Origin of the sequence: Methylovirgula ligni, assembly GCF_004135935.1 — a bacterium.
Taxonomy (GTDB): Bacteria; Pseudomonadota; Alphaproteobacteria; order Rhizobiales; family Beijerinckiaceae; genus Methylovirgula; species Methylovirgula ligni.
This window is the reverse complement of the sequence record NZ_CP025086.1, coordinates 1,070,620-1,091,991: the sequence shown is the minus strand read 5'-3', so window position 1 is coordinate 1,091,991 and position 21,372 is coordinate 1,070,620. Positions and strand designations below refer to the sequence as shown.

At 63.6% G+C, this 21,372-nt stretch carries 18 protein-coding genes and 1 riboswitch; of the genes, 9 read left to right on the top strand and 9 right to left on the bottom strand.

Annotated elements, in window-relative coordinates:
- Window positions 1–177: 177 nt before the first annotated feature.
- From CWB41_RS05255 to CWB41_RS05245, 3 genes are all read left to right on the top strand, one after another.
- Entirely contained in the window at window positions 178–2,754 is a 2,577-nt protein-coding gene (locus CWB41_RS05255; RefSeq protein WP_115835509.1) for an FtsK/SpoIIIE family DNA translocase, read from the top strand.
- A 166-nt stretch (window positions 2,755–2,920) separates the two neighbouring features.
- Complete coding sequence (locus CWB41_RS05250) at window positions 2,921–3,673, top strand: LolA family protein (protein ID WP_245411138.1); 753 nt, start codon at window positions 2,921–2,923, stop codon at window positions 3,671–3,673.
- A 336-nt stretch (window positions 3,674–4,009) separates the two neighbouring features.
- Window positions 4,010–4,849, top strand: a complete 840-nt coding sequence (locus CWB41_RS05245; RefSeq protein WP_245411139.1) for an exodeoxyribonuclease III — start codon at window positions 4,010–4,012, stop codon at window positions 4,847–4,849.
- A gap of 16 nt (window positions 4,850–4,865) precedes the next feature.
- Here CWB41_RS05245 and CWB41_RS05240 read toward each other — a convergent pair whose 3' ends face one another.
- Window positions 4,866–5,222 (bottom strand): hypothetical protein, encoded by a 357-nt coding sequence (locus CWB41_RS05240; RefSeq protein ID WP_129396413.1) that lies wholly within the window; start codon window positions 5,220–5,222, stop codon window positions 4,866–4,868.
- 128 nt (window positions 5,223–5,350) lie between these two features.
- Window positions 5,351–6,187, bottom strand: a complete 837-nt coding sequence (locus CWB41_RS05235) for a hypothetical protein (RefSeq protein ID WP_115835255.1) — start codon at window positions 6,185–6,187, stop codon at window positions 5,351–5,353.
- Between the two features lie 227 nt (window positions 6,188–6,414).
- Here CWB41_RS05235 and CWB41_RS05230 point away from each other — a divergent pair, with 227 nt between their 5' ends.
- On the top strand, window positions 6,415–7,449 hold the full coding sequence (locus CWB41_RS05230; protein ID WP_115835256.1) for an aspartate-semialdehyde dehydrogenase: 1,035 nt from the start codon (window positions 6,415–6,417) through the stop codon (window positions 7,447–7,449).
- A gap of 1 nt (window position 7,450) precedes the next feature.
- Entirely contained in the window at window positions 7,451–7,693 is a 243-nt protein-coding gene (locus tag CWB41_RS05225; protein ID WP_115835257.1) for a hypothetical protein, read from the top strand.
- A gap of 60 nt (window positions 7,694–7,753) precedes the next feature.
- Here CWB41_RS05225 and CWB41_RS05220 read toward each other — a convergent pair whose 3' ends face one another.
- The 4 genes from CWB41_RS05220 to thiC all read right to left on the bottom strand — a co-directional run bounded on the left by CWB41_RS05220 (window position 7,754) and on the right by thiC (window position 12,417).
- Entirely contained in the window at window positions 7,754–8,446 is a 693-nt protein-coding gene (locus CWB41_RS05220) for a class I SAM-dependent methyltransferase (RefSeq protein ID WP_165204024.1), read from the bottom strand.
- 67 nt (window positions 8,447–8,513) lie between these two features.
- On the bottom strand, window positions 8,514–9,470 hold the full coding sequence (tal, locus tag CWB41_RS05215) for a transaldolase (RefSeq protein ID WP_115835259.1): 957 nt from the start codon (window positions 9,468–9,470) through the stop codon (window positions 8,514–8,516).
- A gap of 189 nt (window positions 9,471–9,659) precedes the next feature.
- Window positions 9,660–10,199: a hypothetical protein gene (locus CWB41_RS05210; protein WP_115835260.1), complete on the bottom strand. Its 540-nt coding sequence runs from the start codon at window positions 10,197–10,199 to the stop codon at window positions 9,660–9,662.
- 394 nt (window positions 10,200–10,593) lie between these two features.
- A complete protein-coding gene (gene thiC / locus CWB41_RS05205; RefSeq protein WP_115835261.1) occupies window positions 10,594–12,417 on the bottom strand; it encodes a phosphomethylpyrimidine synthase ThiC in 1,824 nt (607 codons plus the stop codon).
- Between the two features lie 65 nt (window positions 12,418–12,482).
- Window positions 12,483–12,584: riboswitch (TPP riboswitch) on the bottom strand.
- A 140-nt stretch (window positions 12,585–12,724) separates the two neighbouring features.
- Between thiC and CWB41_RS05200 the strand changes: the two genes are divergently transcribed.
- On the top strand, window positions 12,725–12,970 hold the full coding sequence (locus CWB41_RS05200; protein ID WP_115835262.1) for a hypothetical protein: 246 nt from the start codon (window positions 12,725–12,727) through the stop codon (window positions 12,968–12,970).
- A gap of 13 nt (window positions 12,971–12,983) precedes the next feature.
- Here CWB41_RS05200 and efp read toward each other — a convergent pair whose 3' ends face one another.
- A complete protein-coding gene (gene efp / locus CWB41_RS05195; protein ID WP_115835512.1) occupies window positions 12,984–13,553 on the bottom strand; it encodes an elongation factor P in 570 nt (189 codons plus the stop codon).
- Window positions 13,554–13,749: 196 nt separating this feature from the next.
- On the opposite strand from efp, the gene epmA reads away from it, so the two are divergent.
- From epmA to CWB41_RS05180, 3 genes are all read left to right on the top strand, one after another.
- A complete protein-coding gene (gene epmA, locus CWB41_RS05190) occupies window positions 13,750–14,802 on the top strand; it encodes an EF-P lysine aminoacylase EpmA (RefSeq protein ID WP_115835263.1) in 1,053 nt (350 codons plus the stop codon).
- On the top strand, window positions 14,799–15,842 hold the full coding sequence (locus CWB41_RS05185) for a lysine-2,3-aminomutase-like protein (protein ID WP_115835513.1): 1,044 nt from the start codon (window positions 14,799–14,801) through the stop codon (window positions 15,840–15,842). The genes epmA and CWB41_RS05185 overlap by 4 nt, the downstream gene beginning before the upstream one ends.
- Window positions 15,843–15,933: 91 nt before the next feature.
- Complete coding sequence (locus CWB41_RS05180) at window positions 15,934–18,387, top strand: mechanosensitive ion channel family protein (protein WP_165204021.1); 2,454 nt, start codon at window positions 15,934–15,936, stop codon at window positions 18,385–18,387.
- On the opposite strand, the gene CWB41_RS05175 is transcribed toward CWB41_RS05180, so the two are convergent.
- Window positions 18,384–19,556, bottom strand: a complete 1,173-nt coding sequence (locus tag CWB41_RS05175) for a CobW family GTP-binding protein (RefSeq protein ID WP_115835514.1) — start codon at window positions 19,554–19,556, stop codon at window positions 18,384–18,386. The genes CWB41_RS05180 and CWB41_RS05175 overlap by 4 nt on opposite strands.
- A 107-nt stretch (window positions 19,557–19,663) precedes the next feature.
- Window positions 19,664–21,220: a D-alanyl-D-alanine carboxypeptidase family protein gene (locus CWB41_RS05170; protein ID WP_115835515.1), complete on the bottom strand. Its 1,557-nt coding sequence runs from the start codon at window positions 21,218–21,220 to the stop codon at window positions 19,664–19,666.
- Window positions 21,221–21,372: the final 152 nt, after the last annotated feature.

Below are 21,372 nucleotides of genomic sequence, written 5' to 3'. Positions count from 1 at the left end.
CGGCACCTCCCCGCTGGAAAAACCTGGGGCTCCTACGGGAGCCCCTTTTTTATGCGCCGTTTTATGGCGCCGTCCCCGGCTTAAACCCCGCCTTAACTACGTCTCTTTAGGCTGGGTGATGCGGGCGCGGATCACGTATCGCGGCCCCGCGCGTTGGACCGGGGCCCGTTCACCTTGATGCGTACGACGACCAGTTTCACGGCCTTGGACCACATCCCGGACCCGCTGCGCCTTTTCGCGGCGCGCCGCGCGGCCGAAATCACCGGTTTGGCGCTGGTTTCCGGCACCGGAGCACTCGCCCTCGCGCTGCTCACCTGGTCGGTCCAGGATCCCAGCCTCAATCACGCCACCGGCGCCCCGGTTCATAACCTCCTCGGCGTCCCCGGCGCCGTCACCGCCGACGTTTTCATGCAGATGCTGGGGCTTGCCGCGCTGGCGCTGCTGGGGCCGCCCGCGATCTGGGGCTGGCGGCTGTTGCGGGCGCGGCGGCTCGATCGAATCGGCTGGCGCATTCTCTTCTGGCTGATCGGCAGCGTCGCGGCGACAGGCTTTGCCGCGGTTTTGCCGGTGACAAGCCGCTGGCCGTTGCCGACCGGCCTGGGCGGCGTCCTTGGCGATGCCCTTCTCTTCATCCCCAAGCACATTTTTAGTGCGCATGGCGTGACCACGCTGATTCTCGCCGTGATCTTCGCGGCGGTCGCCATTCTCGCGCTCGCCGCCGCAGTCGGCCCGACCAAGCCCGAGGCCTATCCCGACGACGACGAGGACGAGGAACCGGCGCCGGTCAAGCGCAAGCGCGGCGGCGAGGAGGAGGACATCGCCGGCGAGCCGGGCTTTGCGCTGGTCGCCGTCGGCGGCGTGATTCACGGCTTGTTGTCGGCCAAAGCCGGCCTTTCGCGGATGCTCGCCAGACGGCGCGAGACGCGGCCGAGCCCCGCGCCCTGGCAGGATGCGGCCCGCCGCGTCGGCGCCTCGCTCGATCAACGGCACATGCGCGAAGACCCGAATTTCGACCTCGGCTTCGAGCCCAGCGCCTATGCGCCGCCAGCCGCCCGCGCCGCCGCGCAACAGGCGGCGGAGGCGGATGCGGACGCTATGGCGCCGCCGTTGTCCGCCGGCCGCAGCCGTGTGACCCCCGGTGCGGCCAACCTCAAGAGCGGCCAGCGCCTGCAGCGCGAAATTCAACCCTCAATGCTGGAGAAGCTGAGCAAGGCCAAATATCAGCTCCCGCCGCTGCTGATGTTGAGCGAGCCAAAGCGCGGAACGACGGCGCGCGTCTCCGAGGAAGCCCTGCAGCAGAATGCGCGCCTGCTCGAAGGCGTGCTCGACGATTTCGGCGTCAAGGGCGAGATCATCAACGTGCGCCCGGGCCCCGTCGTCACGCTTTACGAACTTGAGCCCGCCCCGGGTATCAAGTCGGCGCGCGTCATTGGCCTTGCCGACGATATCGCGCGCTCGATGTCGGCGGTTTCGGCCCGCGTCGCGGTCGTGCAAGGCCGCAACGTCATCGGCATCGAACTGCCGAACCAGCGCCGTGAAACCGTTTTCCTGCGCGAGCTTCTTGCCTCGCAGGATTTCGAGACCGCGAAACACAGCCTCGCCATCGCGCTCGGCAAGACGATCGGCGGCGAACCGATCATCGTCGATCTTGCCCGCATGCCGCATCTGCTGGTTGCCGGCACCACTGGCTCCGGCAAATCCGTCGCCATCAATACGATGATTCTGTCGCTGCTCTACCGGCTGCGGCCGGATCAGTGCCGGCTGATCATGGTCGATCCCAAGATGCTCGAGCTTTCCGTCTACGACGGCATCCCGCATCTTCTGACCCCCGTCGTCACCGACCCGAAGAAGGCCATCGTCGCGCTCAAATGGGCGGTGCGCGAGATGGAAGACCGCTACAAGAAAATGTCGAAGCTCGGCGTGCGCAATATCGACGGCTTCAACGCCAAGATCGCCGAGGCTGCCGCCAAGCGCCAGACCATTACCCGCACGGTGCAGACCGGCTTCGACCGCGAAACCGGCGAGGCGGTCTACGAGCAGGAGGAAATGGAGCTTTCGCCCCTGCCCTATCTCGTCATCATCGTCGACGAAATGGCCGACTTGATGATGGTCGCCGGCAAGGACATTGAAGGCGCGATCCAGCGGCTCGCGCAAATGGCTCGCGCGGCCGGCATCCATCTCATCATGGCGACGCAACGTCCCTCCGTCGATGTCATCACCGGCACGATCAAGGCGAACTTCCCGACCCGCGTTTCCTTCCAGGTGACATCGAAGATCGATAGCCGCACCATTCTCGGCGAGCAGGGCGCCGAACAATTGCTCGGCCAGGGCGACATGCTCTACATGGCGGGCGGGGGCCGTATCATCCGCGTGCACGGCCCCTTTGTCTCCGACGGCGAAGTCGAGAAGATCGTCGCGCACCTGAAGAGCCAGGGCGCACCGGAATATCTCGATGCCATCACGGTCGAGGACGATCCGCAGGGCGAGGACGGTGAGGGCTTCCCGACCGGCGCCGAGGGCGAGGAAGGCGGCGATCTCTACGATCGCGCCGTCGCCATCGTTCTGCGCGACAAGAAGTGCTCGACGAGCTATGTGCAGCGCCGCCTTTCGGTCGGCTACAACAAGGCCGCCTCGCTGGTCGAGCGGATGGAGAAGGAAGGCGTCGTCAGCGCTCCGAACCATTCCGGCAAGCGCACCATTCTGGTCGGCGGCGGCATCGACCGTGGCGCCTTCGAGCCGGGTGCCGATTATTAGGGCAAAGGCGCTCGGCGAACTGTCCTATTGCCGCCACATCGCCCCGTTACCGCTCGCGGCAATCAAAGTGGCCGGATGACTTGCGGCACAGCCGCGCGGGAAGCGGTTGGCCCGTGCTATAAATCTCCACGAGAGCGAATCACGGCCGGCGCGAAAGGCGAGATGTATGTCGATGACTGTTTTTGATCGCGCGGGCGTTTTCGGGTTGCTTCTCGCTGCGGCCTTGACCCTGCCAGCGGCCGCCTTCGCCGATCCCACCGCGGCGCCGCTGCCGAAGCCCCGCCCGGTCGAGATCACGCCGACGCCAGCCACTCCGCCCGCTGCTGCTCCGGGAGCGCCGGCGCAGCCCTTCCAGCCGATCGACCCCACTGTCGCGATCCAGAAGGCTAACGATTATTTCAACGGGACGCGCACGATGATCGGCGATTTCGTCCAGATCAGCGGCGACCGGCGCTCGGAAGGCAAAATCTATCTGCAGAAGCCGGGCAAGCTGCGCTTCGAATATGCCGAGCCCGCAACGCTCGACATTGTCGCCGATGGCCTGACAGTCGCGGTGGTCGACCGCAAGCTGGCGACGCAGGACTTCTATTTCATCTGGCAGACGCCGCTGAAATTCCTGCTCAAGGACAGGATCGATCTCACCCGCGACGTGCTGGTTCAGGACGTGACCAGCGATCCGGACAATGTGACGATCACGGTCGTCGACAAGGAGACCTTCGGCGGCACCTCGCGCATCAAGCTGATGTTCGATCCCGCGACTTTTGCGCTCAAGCAATGGGAAGTCACCGATCCGCAGGGCAACGAAACTCTTGTCTCGCTCTTCAATGTCGATCTGAGAACGCCGCCGGACCCCTCCGTTTTCCAGATCCACGCCAACCGGCTCGACAGTTCCAGTAGCCGCTTCATGAACCAGAATTAGCCGGAATTTATTGAAAAGCCTCCGCTTTCCCGGACCTGCTCCCGCAGCTTAACAATTGGTAATTTTCAGGGACCTCTCTTGCAGGGCCTTCTGGCCGGACCTATCTGATTTGCGGAGAGTGATACGGCCGGCCTGACGAATTCCCCCCGTTCTGTCCCGCTGGCTTCGCCGGAACCCCTCCCGGCACAGTGTCGCTCCACGGGGCGTCCGATCTCGGTCGGGCGCCCTATTTTTTTGCCCGAGCGGAATGCGAAAAGCGCATACAGACACGCCACCAAAAACCTGTGACCGGAGCGAAGCTTTTCTTGCCGGCCAGGCTCGCGCATGTTCAATCGGATGAAACAAGTTCCAGAGTTGAAATTGCCCTTCACCCTCGCCACCTGGAATATCAATTCCGTCCGCCTGCGCATCGATCTCGTCGGCAAATTCCTCGCAGACCACGCGCCAGATGTTCTCTGCTTGCAGGAAACGAAATGCCGCGACGCCGAATTCCCCGCGGCGGCCTTCCGCAAATGGGGCTACGAGCACATCGCGATCAACGGCCAGAAGGGCTATCACGGCGTCGCAATCGTCTCGAAAATTCCGTTCGGAATTATCGACCGGCGCCCCTTCTGCGACAAGGGCGACGCCCGCCACATCAGCGTGACACTGGCGCCGACCGATGAGCGCGCCTTCACGCTGCATAATTTCTACGTGCCGGCGGGCGGCGACGAGCCCGACCCCGGGATCAATCCGAAATTCGCCCACAAGCTCGCCTTTCTGGACGAAATGACGGCCTGGATCGCGGCGGATGGCATTGCTGGCGGCGACGCGGTGATGGTCGGCGACCTCAATATCGCGCCGCTCGAAACCGATGTCTGGAACCACAAGGCGCTGCTTAAAGTGGTGAGCCACACGCCCATCGAGGTGGAAAAGCTCGGCCAGGTCTTTGCCGCCGGCCCCTGGGTCGATGCCTTGCGCCGCTACGTGCCGCCCGAGCAAAAGCTTTATACGTGGTGGAGCTATCGCTCGCCCAATTGGGCCTTGGCCGACAAGGGCCGCCGGCTCGACCATATCTGGACGAGCCAAAGCCTGGCACCGGCGCTGACCGGCATGAAGATTCTACGCGAGAGCCGCGGCTGGGAGCGCCCCTCGGACCATGTGCCGGTGCTGGCGCATTTCGATTTCGGCGCCTGATCCCGCCTCCAATCCCTTATTGATAAGGCGGATAGGCGGGCGTCCAGAAATCGACCAGCGGCTTCGGGCGGCCGGTCGGATAGAGCGGCTGCGGCAGGCTATCCTCGTGGAAACGCGAGGGGAAATAGGCCTGATCCGGCGTCTGGTTGAAGCCGGTCGTGGCGGTCACGTAATTCTGCTCCGAGCCCTGCGGCACGACATTGCCCGGATCGAGCCAGCTCCGCTTGTTGACCGTCAGCGGCGGCTGATCGCTGGAATAGACGACGGCAGCATGATGATGATGCTTATGCGCCGCGAGGGCGCCGGGAGCGGAGGCAAGGGCGCCGGCGCCGAAAGCGGTCACGGCCAGCAGGAACATCGAAATCGGACGCATGAATGAACTTTCCTTCCGCCCCAAGCGGCAGCCGCCCGATTCGGCGGGCCAACCCTGGCGCGTTATTTTAGCCGGGCTTTTCCCGCGGGGCGAATGACAAAGCGCCCGACACGGGGCCAAATGCCGATTCAGCGCATTTTTCGCAGCCGGAGTGGCGGCGGTGCATCATCTTCGTCGATCCAGTTCGCCCTGGCCGGGTCCGGAGCGCGCGTTGTCCCCGCGCAGGCCCGGCCGCGATTCATCTCTGATTCGACGAAATAGCGCGCCAGCGCCGGATCGCCGCCCTCGCCGTCAAATTCGAGCCGGTCGATGAGGCAGGCGAGCGCCGGCCGTGACATCGGCCGGGCCTTGGTGCCGCAAGCGAAGCCGCTGAGCCGGAAGGCGCCGCCCAGCCCGGCGCCGCGAAAGCCCAGGCACGGCACCGCCATCGCGGCGCCGGCGGCGAGGTCGATGTCCGCCGTCTCAAGCGGCCCGAACCTTGTCGGCAGATTCGCGGGATTGGCGCTGCGGGTGATCGCGAGATCGATGGCCGCCGCGGCACGGACCAGATCGACAAAGAGCGGCACATCCGGCACCGCCTCGCCGCCGACGCGGTAGAGCGTCAGCCGGAAGAAGGGATCGCCGCCGTCGAGGCGGCCGAAGGTGAGAATGTCCTGCCGCCCGCCGCCGAGCCGATTGCGCCGGGCGGCATAGTCTTGCGGCAGGTGGGCGAACTGCGGCGCTGACAGGTCGAAAAGCGCGAGCGGATGGGCGATATCGGTCCATTCCGGCGGCGGCGCGGCCACCACTTGAGTCTCGGGCTGGCTTGGCGGCGCCTCGCGGCCGCAGATGAGCACCAGACCGGCGGCGAAGAGGATCGCCATGATTGCTGCGGTCTGGATCGAAACGCCGCGCTTGCGCTTGCGAAGCCGCTGCGGCAGTTCGACCCGCCGTGACGGTCTGATGTCGTCGAGCGTGGCCTGCATGAAAATTCCCCGCCTCGCGGAAGGCAGAGGCAGCCTCGCATGACAGGGCTTGCCGCTGGTTACCGGGGAGCGCGCTTTTGCGGATAGGGTCAATATTGGCTTTACACGCGCCATCTCGCCCGCGCTGAAGGCCCTTCTAAAGCCCCTTGCGCGGGTGATTTTTCGCCCGATCTTTGTTATGGCAGCGCGGCCGCGCACGATCTTGCCCGGCCACAAAGGAGAAAAAAATGGGTTTCAAGGTCGCCGTCGTCGGCGCCACCGGCAATGTCGGGCGCGAGATGCTCGATATTCTCGCCGAGCGGCGGTTTCCGGCCGATGAGGTCGTCGCGCTCGCATCCTCGCGCTCGATCGGGACGGACGTGTCCTATGGCGACAAGACCCTCGTCTGCAAATCGCTGGAGAACTACGATTTCTCCGGTACCGACATCTGCCTGATGTCAGCCGGCGGCACGATATCGAAGGAATATTCGCCGAAGATCGGCCGTCAGGGCTGCGTCGTGATCGATAATTCCTCGGCCTGGCGCATGGACCCGGACGTGCCGTTGATCGTGCCGGAGGTGAATGCCGACGCGGTGAGAGGCTTTGCGAAGAAGAACATCATCGCCAACCCGAATTGCTCGACCGCGCAGCTCGTCGTCGCGCTGAAGCCGCTGCATGACGCGGCGACGATCAAGCGCGTCGTCGTCGCGACCTATCAATCCGTTTCCGGCGCCGGCAAGGAGGCGATGGACGAACTTTTCGCCCAGACGCGCGCGATTTTCGTCTCCGACAGCGTCGAGACGAAGAAGTTCCCGAAGCGCATCGCCTTCAACCTCATTCCGCAGATCGACGTCTTCATGGAGGACGGCACCACCAAGGAAGAGTGGAAGATGATGGCCGAGACGAAGAAGATTCTCGACCCGAAGATCAAGCTCACCGCGACCTGTGTGCGCGTGCCGGTCTTCATCAGCCATGCCGAGGCGGTGAATGTCGAATTCGAGAAGCCGATCACGGCCGACGAGGCGCGCGACATTCTGCGCGAGGCGCCGGGCGTTCTGGTGATCGATAAGCACGAGCCCGGCGGCTATATCACGCCGCACGAGGCGGCAGGCGAGGACGCAACCTTCGTCTCGCGCATCCGCGAGGACGCGACGGTCGAGAACGGCCTCTCGTTCTGGTGCGTCGCCGACAATCTGCGCAAGGGCGCGGCGCTCAACGCCGTGCAGATCGCCGAGCTGCTCGTCAACCGCAAGCTCATCACGCCGAAGCGGAAGGCGGCGTGACATGGCCGACGTGCCGGTCGAATGGCTTAAAGCGCCGGTCAGCGTCGCAGAGATCGACGCCGAACTCGGCGGCTCGAGCTTTCGCGAGGCGTGGCAAAAGCTGAAGGGCAGGATGCGGCCGGGCGACACGATCCTGCGCTTTGAAAGTTCCGCGGCGAGCTGGGAAGACCTCTCCGGCCGCGCCGGCATCGCGCTGGTACGCGACGGCGAAGCGATCGATGCGATTGTGACCCTGATGAATTGAGTGGCGATCAACGCCCCGACGCAGCGGGCGCAGGTCCCGCCCGCCTGCGTGCCGCGTTCATCACGCTGAAGCAGAAGGCGGCGTGAGCAGCGGCAATCCTTCGCGAATTCGGAATTCGTCGACGCTGATGAGATTGAGAAGTCTTTGGCGATTCCAGTCAAAATAATCGTACCGTGAATCGTCATTCCAAGCCATTCGAACCCAGTCGAATTGCAGCCGGCTTGTATCGCGGTCCGGGCCCGGCTGCTTGAAAACGACACCACACCCGTAATCCGTATCGACGGTGTAATAGGTGATGCCGGCGCGCCCGAGAACGAAATCGATGTAAGCCCAATAGGTCACGCCGCACCAATCCCCGGGCGTGAGATCCGGCGCAGCGACCTGCGAATTGGGAGGATTGCAGTCATGGATGACAAGCGCACCGCCCTGACGCAGGAGACTGAACGCGCCGACGATATCCTCAAAGCTATTTTCGTAAGTGTGGTGCGGATCGACGAAAACGAGATCGAACGGCGGCATGGTCGATAACGCGTTGACAATGCCGCAAGAGGTGCGTTGCGATGTTCGATAGGTGATGTCCTGATCGAGAAGCGCGTCCTCATCGACGATGCCATAAACCGCTCTCTCGCAGCGGGCATATTGGGTTCGATCGATAAGCGCATATTGGAAACCCGTATTGGGCGTCGATATTTCCAAATGCGATACGAATCCATATTTCGCGCCGAGAAGATTGATAATGTCGCTCTTCTTCATCGCGCCACGCACCCCAACCGCGGGATGGCCGGGACGAGCCCGGCCTTGACCGGCCAACGATATTTGATCAAGCCGCCAGCGCCAGCCGTTTCGAGACAAGCTCGCGCAAAGCCTGCAGATCGCGCGAAAAGACGCGGATGCCCTCGGCGAGCTTTTCCGTCGCCATCGCATCTTCGTTCAGCATGTAGCGGAAGCTCTTCTCGTCGAGGAACATTTGCGCCGGGGGATTGGCCTTGGCGCTCTCCGGCTCCAGCGCGCGCGGCAAGGCGCCCTCATCCTTCGCCAGCGCGTCGAGCAGCGCCGGCGCGATCGTCAGGCTGTCGCAGCCGGCGAGCGCTTCGATCTCGCCCTGATTGCGGAACGAGGCGCCCATGACGATCGTCTTCGCCTCATAGGCTTTCGCATAGGCGTAAATCTCGCGTACCGAGACGACGCCGGGATCGGTCTCGGCCGTATAGCTCTTGCCCTCGTTCTTCACATGCCAGTCGAGGATGCGGCCGACGAACGGCGAGATGAGATAAGCACCAGCCTCGAAGGCCGCCGCCGCCTGCGCCAGCGAGAAGATCAGCGTCAGATTGACGTCGATGGCTTCCTTCTGAAGCATCGCGGCAGCCTGGATGCCCTCCCAGGTCGCGGCCACCTTGATCAGCACGCGTTCACGCCCGACGCCGCGCTGATGATAATCGGCGATGATCTCGCGCGCCTGCGCGACCGTACCTTCGACATCGAAGGACAGATCGGCATCGACCTCGGTCGAGACACGACCGGGCACGAGCTTCGTCAGCTCGGCGCCGAAATTGACCGAAAGACGCTGGGCGATACGGCTCGTCGCGGCGCTATGGTTCAAGCCCCAGAGGATCGCCTCCTCCACCAACTCCTGATGCGCTTCCATCGCCGCTGCCTTGAGAATGAGCGACGGATTGGTGGTGCAATCCTGCGGCTTGTACTGCGCGATGGCACCGATATCGCCGGAGTCGGCGGTAACGATCGTCCATTGCTTCAACTGGTCGAGTTTCGAGGGCATGGCATGGTCCCGGATCGGTAAGAGCCGTCATTGCGAGGAGCGAAGCGACGAAGCAACCCATGACCTGCGGCTGGATTGCTTCACTTCGTTCGCAATGACACCCTCACATAGCGCGGCAAATAGGCCCGCCCATGACGGATGTCAAAACCGCGCTCTTACCGCAAGCCCCCCGCCGCGCGGGCGCGGCCCTCAGGCTGCCGCCTGTCGCTTCAGGCCTTCCTCGTAGGAGATCGCCTCGTAATCGGAAAGCGACCCGTATTTCAGGCCGACATCGGCCAAGGCGTCGAGCTTGGCGGAGGTGTCATATTTCTTGAGCTTGGTCTTATCGACATAGAAAACGTCGAGCAGTTCATTGTAGACGCTGGTTTCGTCGATCGCGACGACGAAGATTTTCGCGGCGCCGAGCGGCACATACCAGCGGCAGCCAAGCGGGATATCGGCGACGTAGATGATATATTTACCTTCGGCGTCGAGCACGTCGCCGAGGGTTTCGACGAGTTTCGGCAATGTCGCATATTCCTTGATGGTCCCGGCCAGAAAGCCGATCGCCGGCTTGCCGCTTTCGGAAACGCTGAAAACCTCTTTCAGCACGGTTTCCGGATCGTCATAGGAAATATCGCCGCGGAAACCGAACCTGCCCGCGACATGCGTATCCGCCTTCAGGCTGGGCTTCAGAAGCCGGCCTTCGGCCTCCAGTTTGGCATAAGGCGTGTCGGCAATGGCTGTCATATTGAATCCTCAATGTCGGGAAGTCGCCATGAAGCGATTGCGTCCGCGCGCCGCCTTGGAAAATCGAGCGCGCAATCGGGCGAGATCGACAGGAGGAACCGGGGCCTCGTTCTGGCACCGCCGGTGAAACGTCCCCTTCGCGCCATTGCGACGAATGTCGCCTTCACAACAAACGCAAGCGGAACACCCGCATCCACGCAAGTGATGTGCCGCGCAAAAATCCGTCATTGCGAAGGATCAGATGACGAAGCAATCCAATCGCTATTACTGCATTGCTTGGTGGAGTCGATCGTCGTGAGCGTTTGCCGGAATTGGCGGGGCTTGATCACTGCAAAATCAAAATGCGTGGATGGCCGGATCAAGTCCGGCCATGACGCACGGCATAGTTGGCGCGTTAAACGTAAAGCTTCCCGCCCTTTTCCAAGAACTCCGCGCTCTTGTCTGCCATCCCCTTTTCGCGCGCGTCGATGGCGGCGGCTTCGTCGCGCAAGTCCTGGCTGATCTTCATCGAGCAGAATTGCGGCCCGCACATCGAGCAGAAATGCGCGACCTTGTGCGCCTCCTTCGGCAGAGTCTCGTCGTGGAAGGCGCGGGCGGTCTCCGGATCGAGCGACAGATTGAACTGATCCTGCCAGCGGAAATCGAACCGCGCGCGGGAGAGCGCGTCGTCGCGCACCTGCGCCGCCGGATGGCCCTTGGCGAGATCGGCGGCATGCGCGGCGATACGATAGGTGATGACGCCGGTCTTCACATCATCGCGGTCGGGCAGGCCGAGATGCTCCTTCGGCGTGACGTAGCAAAGCATGGCGCAGCCGAACCAGCCGATCATCGCCGCGCCAATGCCGGAGGTGATGTGATCATAGCCCGGCGCGATATCCGTCGTCAGCGGCCCGAGCGTATAGAACGGCGCCTCGCCGCATTCTTCGAGCTGCTTTTCCATGTTCACCTTGATCTTGTGCATCGGCACATGGCCGGGGCCTTCGATCATCACCTGACAGCCCTTGTCCCAGGCGATCTTGGTCAATTCGCCAAGCGTCTCCAGTTCGGCGAATTGCGCGCGGTCGTTGGCGTCGGCGATCGAGCCGGGACGCAGGCCGTCGCCGAGCGAGAACGAGACATCATAGGCACGCATGATGTCGCAAATCTCGTCGAAATGTTCGTAGAGGAAGCTCTCCCGATGATGCGACAGACACCAGCGCGCCATGATCGAGCCGCCGCGTGAGACGATCCCCGTCGTGCGGCGCGCAGTGAGCGGCACATAGGCGAGCCGCACACCGGCGTGGATCGTGAAATAATCGACGCCCTGCTCGGCCTGCTCGATCAACGTGTCGCGGAACATCTCCCAGGTGAGCTTGATGGGATCGCCATCGACCTTTTCCAGCGCCTGATAGATCGGCACGGTGCCGATCGGCACCGGCGCGTTGCGGATGATCCAGTCGCGGATGTTGTGGATGTTGCGGCCGGTCGAAAGGTCCATGACCGTGTCCGCGCCCCAGCGGATCGACCAGACCATCTTGTCGACTTCTTCCGCCACCGAAGATGTGACCGCCGAATTGCCGATGTTGGCGTTGATCTTCACCAGGAAGTTGCGGCCGATGATCATCGGCTCCAGTTCCGGATGATTGATGTTGGCGGGGATGATGGCGCGCCCGCGGGCGATTTCGGCGCGGACGAATTCCGGTGTGACAAACGCGGGAATGTCGGCGCCGAAGCTTTCGCCATCGGCGAGCTTTGCTTCCGCATCGGCCAGCATTTTCTCGCGGCCGAGATTTTCGCGCGCCGCAACATAGATCATCTCTTCGGTGATGATTCCGGCGCGGGCGAATTCATATTGCGTCACCGGCTTGCCGGACTTGCCACGCAGCGGCGCGACATTGGCCGGGCAGGGTGGGACGAGCCTGTCCTCGCCGACATTGCCGTTGTCTTCCGGCTTCACGGCGCGGCCGTGATAGCTCTCGAAATCGCGGGTTCCGTACCAGGCGGCGCGCAGGCGCGGCAGGCCCTGCGAGAGGTCGATCTGCGGCGCGTCCTCCGTATAAGGGCCCGAGGCATCGTAGACCCGCACCGGCGGCTCGTTGGCAGAAGGTTCAAGCACGATTTCGCGAAACGGCACGCGGATATTCGCGCGGGGTTCCGCATAAATCTTCCGCGAACCGGCGAGCGGGCCGCAGGTGACGCTCTGCGGAATGAGAGTTTCGGGTTTTTGGCGGATGTTCATTGGCCGGCTCCGTTGCATTTGGACCGGCGCAGGAGCGAATACGGGGCGCAGACGGACTCCCGCGGCGCTTTTCGTATTGCCTGTCCCTGCGCTGGCATTACCCAGATTCAGGTTCGAAGGGTCTAATCTCAGCCGCCGAGCTTTCGGCAGCACCCCAAGGCTTGCGGAATGATAAGTGCGGACGCGAGATTCAGCAATAGTCCGTAAAGCCTATTGCGAAGCAATTCGCTTCCGGACCGGAACGGATTCCTCAACCCCACGTTTTCGAACTGAAAAAGCAGGCGGTGCCGCCTGCTTCGATCACGCTATGAGGCCGAAAGTGTGGGATTGGAACAAGGGCTGGGAGCCGGGGCGCCAGCGCGAGACAAGGCCAAGCCTGCGTCTCGAGCGGCACCGCTCCGAATTGCCGCGCGGCAAGGATATGGCCGCCCACATCGGCGCGGAGCTGCGGACGGTTCTGGTGCCACATCCCACCGAGAAACTGTCGGGCCTGGACGAACTCCTTGCGCGGATCGACGCGCAGATCGATGCCCGGCGCGAGCGCCTTCCGTGACCCTTGCGGCCGCTCAGTCCTTGGCGCGCTCGACGTAGGAGCCATCTTCCGTCTGGATGACGACGCGCGTGCCCGGCTGGATATGCGGCGGCACCATGGTGCGCAGGCCGTTCGAGAGCTTCGCCGGCTTATAGGAGGAGGAGGCCGTCTGGCCTTTCATCGCCGGCTCGGTCTCGACAATCTCCAGCGTCACGCGCGGCGGAAACTGGATCGCGACGGGAATCCCGTTGAACATCGAGAGGATGCAGGTCATGCCTTCCTGCAGATAGGCGGCCTGTTCGCCGATCACATCGGCCGACACGCTCACCTGATCATAGGTGTCGGCGTTCATGAACGTATAATGCTCGCCGTCCTGGAACAGGTAATTGTAGTCGTGGTCCTCGACAAAGGCGCGCTCGACCTGTTCCGTTGTCTTGTAACGATCGGTGGTCTTCACGCCATCGGAAAGGCGGCGCATATCGATCTGCGTCGTCGGCGTGCCCTTGCCGGGATGGAAGCTTTCGGCGGTCAGCACGACATAAAGCTGGCCGTCCTCTCGCTCGATGATATTGCCCTTGCGGATGGAGCTGGCGATGACTTTCACGAGGTTTCCTTCATTCCTGAATGGCGCGGCGCCTTGATCCGAGCCGCCGCCTGAACCAAACCGCATTGAATTTCAATGATTTGACTAGCCAGACAAAGCTAATCCGGGCGGGCTGCCACGCGGCGCACGGCTGCGCTATAAGCGCCCGCGCCTTGGCTACCCGGCTTGGCGAAGGGTTTTCAAGCGAAATGCGGAAATGAGCAAGCCTTCTTTCTGGCCAGCGGCCGATTCCGGGACCGGGCATCGCCCCGCTCTCCGGGCGCGGGCCGCCCTGACCAAGGCGGTACGAGCCTGGTTCGACGCGGACGGCTTCATCGAGGCCGATACGCCGATCCTGCAAGTCTCGCCGGGCAACGAGACGCATATTTCCGCTTTCGCGACCGAACTGATCGGCCCCGCCGGCGAAAAATCGCGGCTTTACCTCCATTCCTCGCCCGAATTCGCGCTGAAAAAGCTGCTCGCGGCCGGGGAAGAGAAGATTTTCAGCCTCGGCCACGTCTTCCGCAACCGCGAGCGCGGCCCGCTGCATCATCCCGAATTCACCATGCTGGAATGGTATCGGGCCAAGGCGCCTTATGAGGCGCTCTATGCCGATTGCGCGGCGCTGCTCGCCACGGCGGCCGAGGCAGCGGGAACTCGCACTTTCCGTTTCCGCGAGGCGGTCGCGGACGCTTTTGCGACGCCGGAGATTCTGAGCGTGGCCGAAGCTTTCCGGCTTTATGGCGGGTTCGATCTTCTCGAAACCTACAATGCGCAAGGGTGCGACCGTGACGCGCTCGCGCGCCACACCGCCACGCTCGGTCTGCGCGTCGCGGATGATGACACCTGGTCCGATCTCTTCAGCAAGATCCTCTCTGCCAAGATCGAGCCCCGGCTCGGCCACGGCCGCGCGACGCTGCTCGTCGATTATCCGGCGCCGGAGGCGGCGCTCGCCCGGCTGAAGGACGACCGGCGTTTCGCCGAACGATTCGAGCTTTATGTCTGCGGCGTCGAACTCGCGAACGGATTCGGCGAATTGACCGACGCCGCCGAACAGCGCCGCCGCTTTGCCGCGGCCATGGACGAGCGCCGGCGCATCTATGGCGACGCCTATCCGATCGACGAGGATTTCCTTGCTGCACTCGCCGCCATGCCGCCGTCGAGCGGCATCGCGCTTGGCTTCGACCGGCTCGTCATGCTCGCGACCGGCAGCAAGCGTATCGAAGATGTTTTGTGGGCGCCGGTCGCGGAAACGGGAACGCCACGGTGACAAAGCCCACCTTGACGCGCATCGACGAATTGACCGCCGCCGGTCTGGTCGCGCCCGAGGCGGCGCCCGCGCTGGAGAAGGTCGGCGCGCGCTATGCCATCGCCGTCAACGACACTGTCGCGGCGTTGATCAACCGCGCCGATCCCGCCGATCCGATCGCCCTGCAATTCATCCCCGACGCAGCCGAACTCATCACCGCACCGGAAGAATTGGCCGATCCGATCGGCGATGCGGCGCTGAGCCCGGTCGAGGGCATCGTGCATCGTTATCCCGACCGCGTATTGCTCAAGCTTCTGCACGCCTGCCCGGTCTATTGCCGCTTCTGCTTTCGCCGCGAGAGCGTTGGCCCCGGCGGCGCGACGCATCTTTCGCCCACCGCGCTCGATGCGGCTTTCAGCTACATTGCTGCGCATGAAGAAATCTTCGAGGTGATCCTGACCGGCGGCGATCCGCTCATCCTGTCACTGCGGCGTCTCGAAGAGATTTTCGACCGGCTACGCCAGATCGCGCACGTCAAAATCCTGCGCATCCATACGCGTGTGCCGGTGGTCTCGCCCGCGCTGGTGACGCAAGAGCTCGCGACGTTGCTGGGCAACTCGGGCAAGGCCGTCTATGTCGCGCTCCACGCCAATCACGCGCGGGAATTAACGGTCGAGGCGCAGGCCGCGTGTGCCCGCCTGATCGATGCCGGTATTCCGATGCTGAGCCAGAGCGTTCTGCTGCGCGGCGTGAACGACGATGTCGAAACGCTGGCGGCGCTGATGCGCGGCTTCGTCGCCATGCGGGTGAAGCCCTATTATCTGCATCATCCCGATCTCGCCCGCGGCACATCGCATTTCCGCCTCTCGATCGCAGAGGGACAGAAGCTTGTCAGCGCGCTGCGCGGCAAGCTTTCCGGCCTCTGCCAACCGCACTATATGCTCGACATCCCCGGTGGCTTCGGCAAGGTGCCGCTCGAGGGTGCCGTGGCGGCGGCGGACGGACGCTACAGGCTGCGCGATTTTCGCGGGGTGACACATCTCTACCCGCCAGAGGTTTGAGGCCATGAAGCCGCCGTCTTTCCCGGCGAACAGGGCCGACCGGCGGCCAGCCCCTCTCGCCGCGCGCGGTCCTCGATCGGAGCCTGTGCCTTTGACCCTTCCGCGCCTCTCCCGGCACATCCTTGTCGTGTTCGCACTGTGGCTTGGCGCGAGCCTGGCGGCACAAGCCGATACATTCAACGATCTCGATTCCGCCCAGCTCGACACCGCCGCCAAAAGCCTGCAGGACCTCGACACGACGCTGCAGCAGCCGGGCCTGTCCAAGGACACCTTGCAAAAGCTGCAAGACGAGACCCAACCCCTCGCCCTTTCGCTGCAACGGGTGCTCGACCATCTGACGCCGCGGCTCGCGGCGCAGAAGGCGCAGCTCGATCAGCTCGGGGCGCCCCCCGCGCCGAAGGCGGCGCCGGAAGCGCCGGACGTCGCTGCCGAGCGGGTCACCCGGCAAAAAGCCTTCGACGACCTCGATGCGCTGATCAAACGCGCCAATCTGCTGATCGTCCAGAACCAGCAGGCGCAGGCGATGATCGCCGCGCGGCTGCGGGCGCGGCTGGCCGCATCCCTGCTGCAACGGGAATCGAGCCTCGCGAGCCCAGCGCTGTGGCAGAAGGCCCTCGGCGAACTGCCGGGCGATGTCACCACTTTGCGCGATATGGCCGGCGCCTGGCTGGCGCAGACCAATGCGACGCTCGCGGGCTGGCGCGCGCCGATGTTCTGGGGTCTGCTCGCCGCCGTCGTCGCACTCTATTGGCCGGTGACGCGCGGCACGCGCCGCGTGGCCTTTCGCAGGCCCACCACCGAGCCGCCGACGCCGCTGCAAAAAATCCTGGCTGCCTGGCGCGTGTTCTTCGTCGTCGCCGCCTTTCCGCTCGCCGCCGTCGTCATCATCGGCGCTTTGGCGCAAGGCTTCGGCATCATCGACATCGATCTCAAATCACAGCCGTTGGTCCGCGCCTTCTTTTTCGCGGCGTTGCGCATCGAGATCGCCGCCGGTCTCGCGCAAGCCCTGCTGGCGCCGGGACGGCACGAATGGCGGCTTCTGAACGTTGACGACGGGACGGCAACGCAAGTCCAGCGCACCATTCTGATCGTCACCGCCGTTGTTTCCTTCGGCCGCATCGCCGCCAGCCTCGGCGAGCTGGAGCAGGCTTCCGGGACGACCCAGATATTCCTGCGCGGGCTTTGCGCCTTCGCCGCCGCCATCGCCATCACAACCGCGCTCTGGATCGGCCAGAAAGACGAGGACGAGACGGAGCAGGTCTTCGGCCCGCGCACCAGCCAGACGGTGAACTGGTTCGGGCTTCTGCGAACAATCCTCTGGGCGGTGGTGCTGCTGATCTTCGCGGCCTGCCTCGGCGGCTATCTGACGTTGAGCAGCTTCATGGTCGACCAGGTGATCTGGATCGGCGGGGTCGGCGCGTTCGCCACGATGCTGGTAATGCTCATCGACTGCACCCTCGGCCGCGGCATGACCGGCACGAGTGCATTCGGCCATCGCGCGATGCTCTCGACCGGACTGAGCCGCGAGGCGTTCGAGCAATTTGCGATTCTGACGTCCGGCATCGCCCGCGTGGTGATTTTCATCACCGCCGTGCTGGCCGCGCTGGCGCCCTGGGGCGTGCAATCCGCCGACATCACCGGCTATCTCTACGCCGCCTTCTTCGGCTTCAAGATCGGCGATGTGACGATTTCGCTCTCGCGCGTCTTCTTCACGCTCGTTGTCTTCCTGGCCGCCTATGCGGCGACGCGGGCTGTCGAGCGCTGGCTCGAAGTCAGCTTCCTGCCGCATACGCGGCTCGATTTCGGGCTGCGCAACGCGATCAAGACGAGCATCGGCTATGTCGGGCGTATCCTGGCGCTGGGCCTGGCGCTGGCCTATCTCGGCGTGGATTTCGCCAAGATCGCCATCGTCGCCGGCGCGCTCTCGGTCGGTATCGGTTTCGGCCTGCAATCGATCGTCAACAATTTCGTTTCCGGGCTGATCCTGCTCTGGGAGCGCGCCATCCGAGTGGGCGATTGGATTTCGGTCGGATCGAACGAGGGCATTGTCCGCCGCATCAATGTCCGCTCGACCGAGATCGAGACCTTCGATCGCGCGGCAGTCGTCATCCCCAATTCCGATCTCGTCGCCGGCGTCGTCAAGAATTTCGTCCGCACCGACAAGACCGGACGTATCAAGCTGACCGTCCCGGTGAACATGGCCGCCGACCCGCAAAGGGTGCGCGAAATCCTGCTCGACGTGGCGGCGAACAACAAGAGCGTGCTGCAGAAGCCGACGCCGCTCATCGTCTTTTCCGAAATGACCGGCACAACGTTCAACTTCGAGTTTTACTGTTATGTCTCCGACATCCTGTCGGTGAAGAGCATCACCAGCGAGTTGAATTTCGAGATCTATCGCCGGTTCAAGAAAGAGACCTTGTTCGACGCGCCGCCGCCAGTGATGAACGTCAACCTGCCGGGGCTTGAGAGCCAGGGCTTTATCCTGCGCGAACCGCCCAAGGCCAAGAAGCCGGACGGGCCGCCGCCCGGGTCAGAACCGGCCTAGGCCAAGAGGCCGCCGGGCGAGACTTTCAGCGGATTTTGCGTCAGCGCCGCGGCATCCGGCGTGTCGGCGGCGAGGCCGGTGAAAGCATCCCACATCCCTTTCACGAAGCTCGGCTCCATGTCCTCGAGGATGAAGACGATCCGCGTCGTGTGATCGGCGTCGGGCCACGCCTCGAGCCGCACTGGCGGGTGGAAAATGTGCTGTACGCCGTGGATGACAAGCGGCCGCGACGGATCGTCGGCGAGCGCGATAATGCCCTTCACCCGCAGCAGGTGCGCGCCGTGGGCGGTACGCAGCAATTCAAGAAACATCTCGATCGTCGCGGGTGGCACCGGTGTCGGATGACGCAGGGCGAAGGCGCGGATACGCGCATCGTGGCGGTTGCGGTCGTGTCCGGCGGCGTGATCGTGATGATGCTCATGCTCATGCTCATGCTCATCATGATCGTGATGGTGGTGATCGTGTTCGGCCGGCTCCTCCAGCGCCTCGGCATTCAGCCAGCGGCGCACGTCGGGGATTTTCCTGTCCGGATCGTAAAGGCCGAGGTTGAGCAGCGTTGCCGGATTGGCCTCGCCCCGCGCGCCGTCGAGCTGGATCGCCGTCGGATTGAGCGCCTTCAGCCGCGCGCGCAGCGCCGCGAGCCCGGCATCATCCGGCGGCAGAAGATCGCTCTTGCTGATCACCAGCCGGTCGGCAACAGCGGCCTGTTTTACCGCCTCTTTGTATTTATCGAGCGTCGCCGCGCCATTCACCGCGTCGACGAGGCTGATCACCCCGTCGAGCCGGAAGCGCAACATGAAATAGGGATGATACATGAGCGTGTGCAGGATCGGCGCCGGATCGGCGAGGCCGGTCGTCTCGATAATGATGCGATTGAACGGTGCGATGCGATTGTTGTCGCGACGGCGCAGCAGATCTTCGAGCGTGGCGACGAGATCGCCGCGGATGGTGCAGCAAAGACAGCCCGAGGCCATGACGACGAGATTGCCGTCCACCTTCTCGACAAAGAGATGATCGAGCCCGACCTCGCCGAATTCATTGATGAGGACGAGCGCATCGGCGAGTTCGGGCGCTTGCAGCAGCTTGTTGAGCAAGCTCGTCTTGCCGGCGCCGAGGAAGCCGGTGAGGATCGTGAGCGGGAAGATCGGCGGCCGGCGCGTGTCAATCATCATTACAGTCCAGTATAAGCGCGAAAGCGGCGCTCCCGGCGCGCAAGATCAGGTGGCACAGAGATAGGCCGTGCGACGCCGCGATTCAACCGACCGCCCTGCGCCGCTCAATTGTCGGAACTGGCCGCATGTTTCGGATGCGATTTGGCGGCGAGCTTCTTCGATTTGATCTTTTTGCTTGCCGTCTTTGATGTCTTGCTTTTGGCGACTTTGGCTTTGGCGAGCTTGCTCTTGGACAGCTTGGCGGATTTCGTTTTCGACGTATGCGCGGCGATCCTGGATTTCTTCGCCTTGCTCTCTTTCGCCAGCCTGTGCTTGCCATGCGCCGGCTTCGCCGCGACCTCGTGATACGCCTTGGCCTTGCCGGCCTTGGCATGTTTGGCTTTCGCAGGCTTCTCGGCTTTGGCCGGATGCGGCGTATCGCTGTCGCCTTCGTCCGTCGCGGCGACCTTTGCCGCATCGTGATCGTCCGAGGCGTCGGGCGTATCTTCGCTCGGCTCGTTCGCCGGTGTCGCGGCGATGGGGTTCACGTCAGCCAGAAGCGGCGTGCCCACCGGCGTATGCGGCGCGCGCGGACCGGCGATCGGGCCATTATAGCCCGCGACGGGGCCGATACCGACCGGCTCCGGGTCGAAGGACGGCTCCGGCATCATGGCAATGCGCAGGGCGACCGGCGTCTCCTGCGCCAGCGCGGATGCGTTGAAGAGCCCGAGCGGCGATTGCGGCCTCTGGCTCTGCGTCTGCAACGGCTCCTCGAGACGATCGGTCTCGGCCTGGAAGACAGCGACGCCATGGCCACGCCGCCGGCAGGCGGAATTGTGCATGTCCTCCGGCGTGCCGCCGCTCGCCGCTTCGGCCTCCATCGGCTGCGGATGGTCGATGCCGGTGAAGGCGCGGTCGAACAGAACGGCCGTGCGAACAAGGCGCGTCTGCGCGTTCGGCGCGCCGAGAACCACCGCGATATAATGACGGTTGCCGCGCGTCGCGCTGGCGACGAGATTGAAGCCGGCGTTGCAGGTGAAGCCTGTCTTCATGCCGTCGACGCCGGGATAGCGGCCGAGCATGTTGTTGTGGTTGCGGATGATCTGACCGCCGACGCGAATCGCGCCGATGTCGAACAGATCGGCATATTGCGGAAAGGTGAGGTAGATGGCGCGGCCAAGGACGGCGAGATCGTGTGCCGACGAATAATGATCCGGGTTATGCAAGCCGTTCGGATTAACGAAATGGCTCTGCGTCATGCCGAGCCGCCCGGCGGCGGCGTTCATGTCATCGGCGAAGGCTTCGACCGAACCGGCGATACCTTCCGCGATGGTGATGGCGATATCGTTGGGCGATTTCACCATCAGCATTTTGAGCGCATTGCCGAGCGTGACCTCGGTGCCGGGCTTGAAGCCCATCTTCGACGGCGGCATGGAGGCGGCGCGGCGCGAGACGACGAGCGGCGTATCAAGCGAAATCTGATGGTCGCGCACCGCCGAAAGCGCGACATAGACCGTCATCAGCTTGGTCAGCGAGGCGGGATACCAAGGCTGTGTCGCCTCGTTTTCATAAAGCACATCGCCGGTCGCGACATCAATGACGAGCGAAGGGGTCGCCGCGGCGCGGCCGGCCACGGCAAGCAGGATCGCGGCGGCTATGAAGCCATAGAGACGCAACCGCATGACAAACTCGCCCCATTTCGTCGATCGCACCGCCGCCATGCGCGCGGGCGGTCAAGCCTAGTCCCTCGCGGGAGATATGCAAAGCTCCGTCGCCGCTCGAAGCCTTTACTTTGCGCGAGATGCGGCCATTTCATGACGCCGATGCGATGGGC

Bases quoted from the DNA above. Each gene is read 5' to 3' on its own strand.
- CWB41_RS05220 (WP_165204024.1), bottom strand. From the start codon at position 8,446: ATGAAGAAGAGCGACATTATCAATCTTCTCGGCGCGAAATATGGATTC.
- CWB41_RS05230 (WP_115835256.1), top strand. From the start codon at position 6,415: ATGGGTTTCAAGGTCGCCGTCGTCGGCGCCACCGGCAATGTCGGGCGC.
- CWB41_RS05225 (WP_115835257.1), top strand. From the start codon at position 7,451: ATGGCCGACGTGCCGGTCGAATGGCTTAAAGCGCCGGTCAGCGTCGCA.
- CWB41_RS05210 (WP_115835260.1), bottom strand. From the start codon at position 10,199: ATGACAGCCATTGCCGACACGCCTTATGCCAAACTGGAGGCCGAAGGC.
- CWB41_RS05200 (WP_115835262.1), top strand. From the start codon at position 12,725: ATGAGGCCGAAAGTGTGGGATTGGAACAAGGGCTGGGAGCCGGGGCGC.
- CWB41_RS05175 (WP_115835514.1), bottom strand. From the start codon at position 19,556: ATGATTGACACGCGCCGGCCGCCGATCTTCCCGCTCACGATCCTCACC.
- epmA (WP_115835263.1), top strand. From the start codon at position 13,750: ATGAGCAAGCCTTCTTTCTGGCCAGCGGCCGATTCCGGGACCGGGCAT.
- CWB41_RS05255 (WP_115835509.1), top strand. From the start codon at position 178: ATGCGTACGACGACCAGTTTCACGGCCTTGGACCACATCCCGGACCCG.
- CWB41_RS05250 (WP_245411138.1), top strand. From the start codon at position 2,921: ATGTCGATGACTGTTTTTGATCGCGCGGGCGTTTTCGGGTTGCTTCTC.
- CWB41_RS05170 (WP_115835515.1), bottom strand. From the start codon at position 21,220: ATGCGGTTGCGTCTCTATGGCTTCATAGCCGCCGCGATCCTGCTTGCC.
- CWB41_RS05235 (WP_115835255.1), bottom strand. From the start codon at position 6,187: ATGCAGGCCACGCTCGACGACATCAGACCGTCACGGCGGGTCGAACTG.
- thiC (WP_115835261.1), bottom strand. From the start codon at position 12,417: ATGAACATCCGCCAAAAACCCGAAACTCTCATTCCGCAGAGCGTCACC.
- CWB41_RS05245 (WP_245411139.1), top strand. From the start codon at position 4,010: ATGAAACAAGTTCCAGAGTTGAAATTGCCCTTCACCCTCGCCACCTGG.
- CWB41_RS05240 (WP_129396413.1), bottom strand. From the start codon at position 5,222: ATGCGTCCGATTTCGATGTTCCTGCTGGCCGTGACCGCTTTCGGCGCC.
- tal (WP_115835259.1), bottom strand. From the start codon at position 9,470: ATGCCCTCGAAACTCGACCAGTTGAAGCAATGGACGATCGTTACCGCC.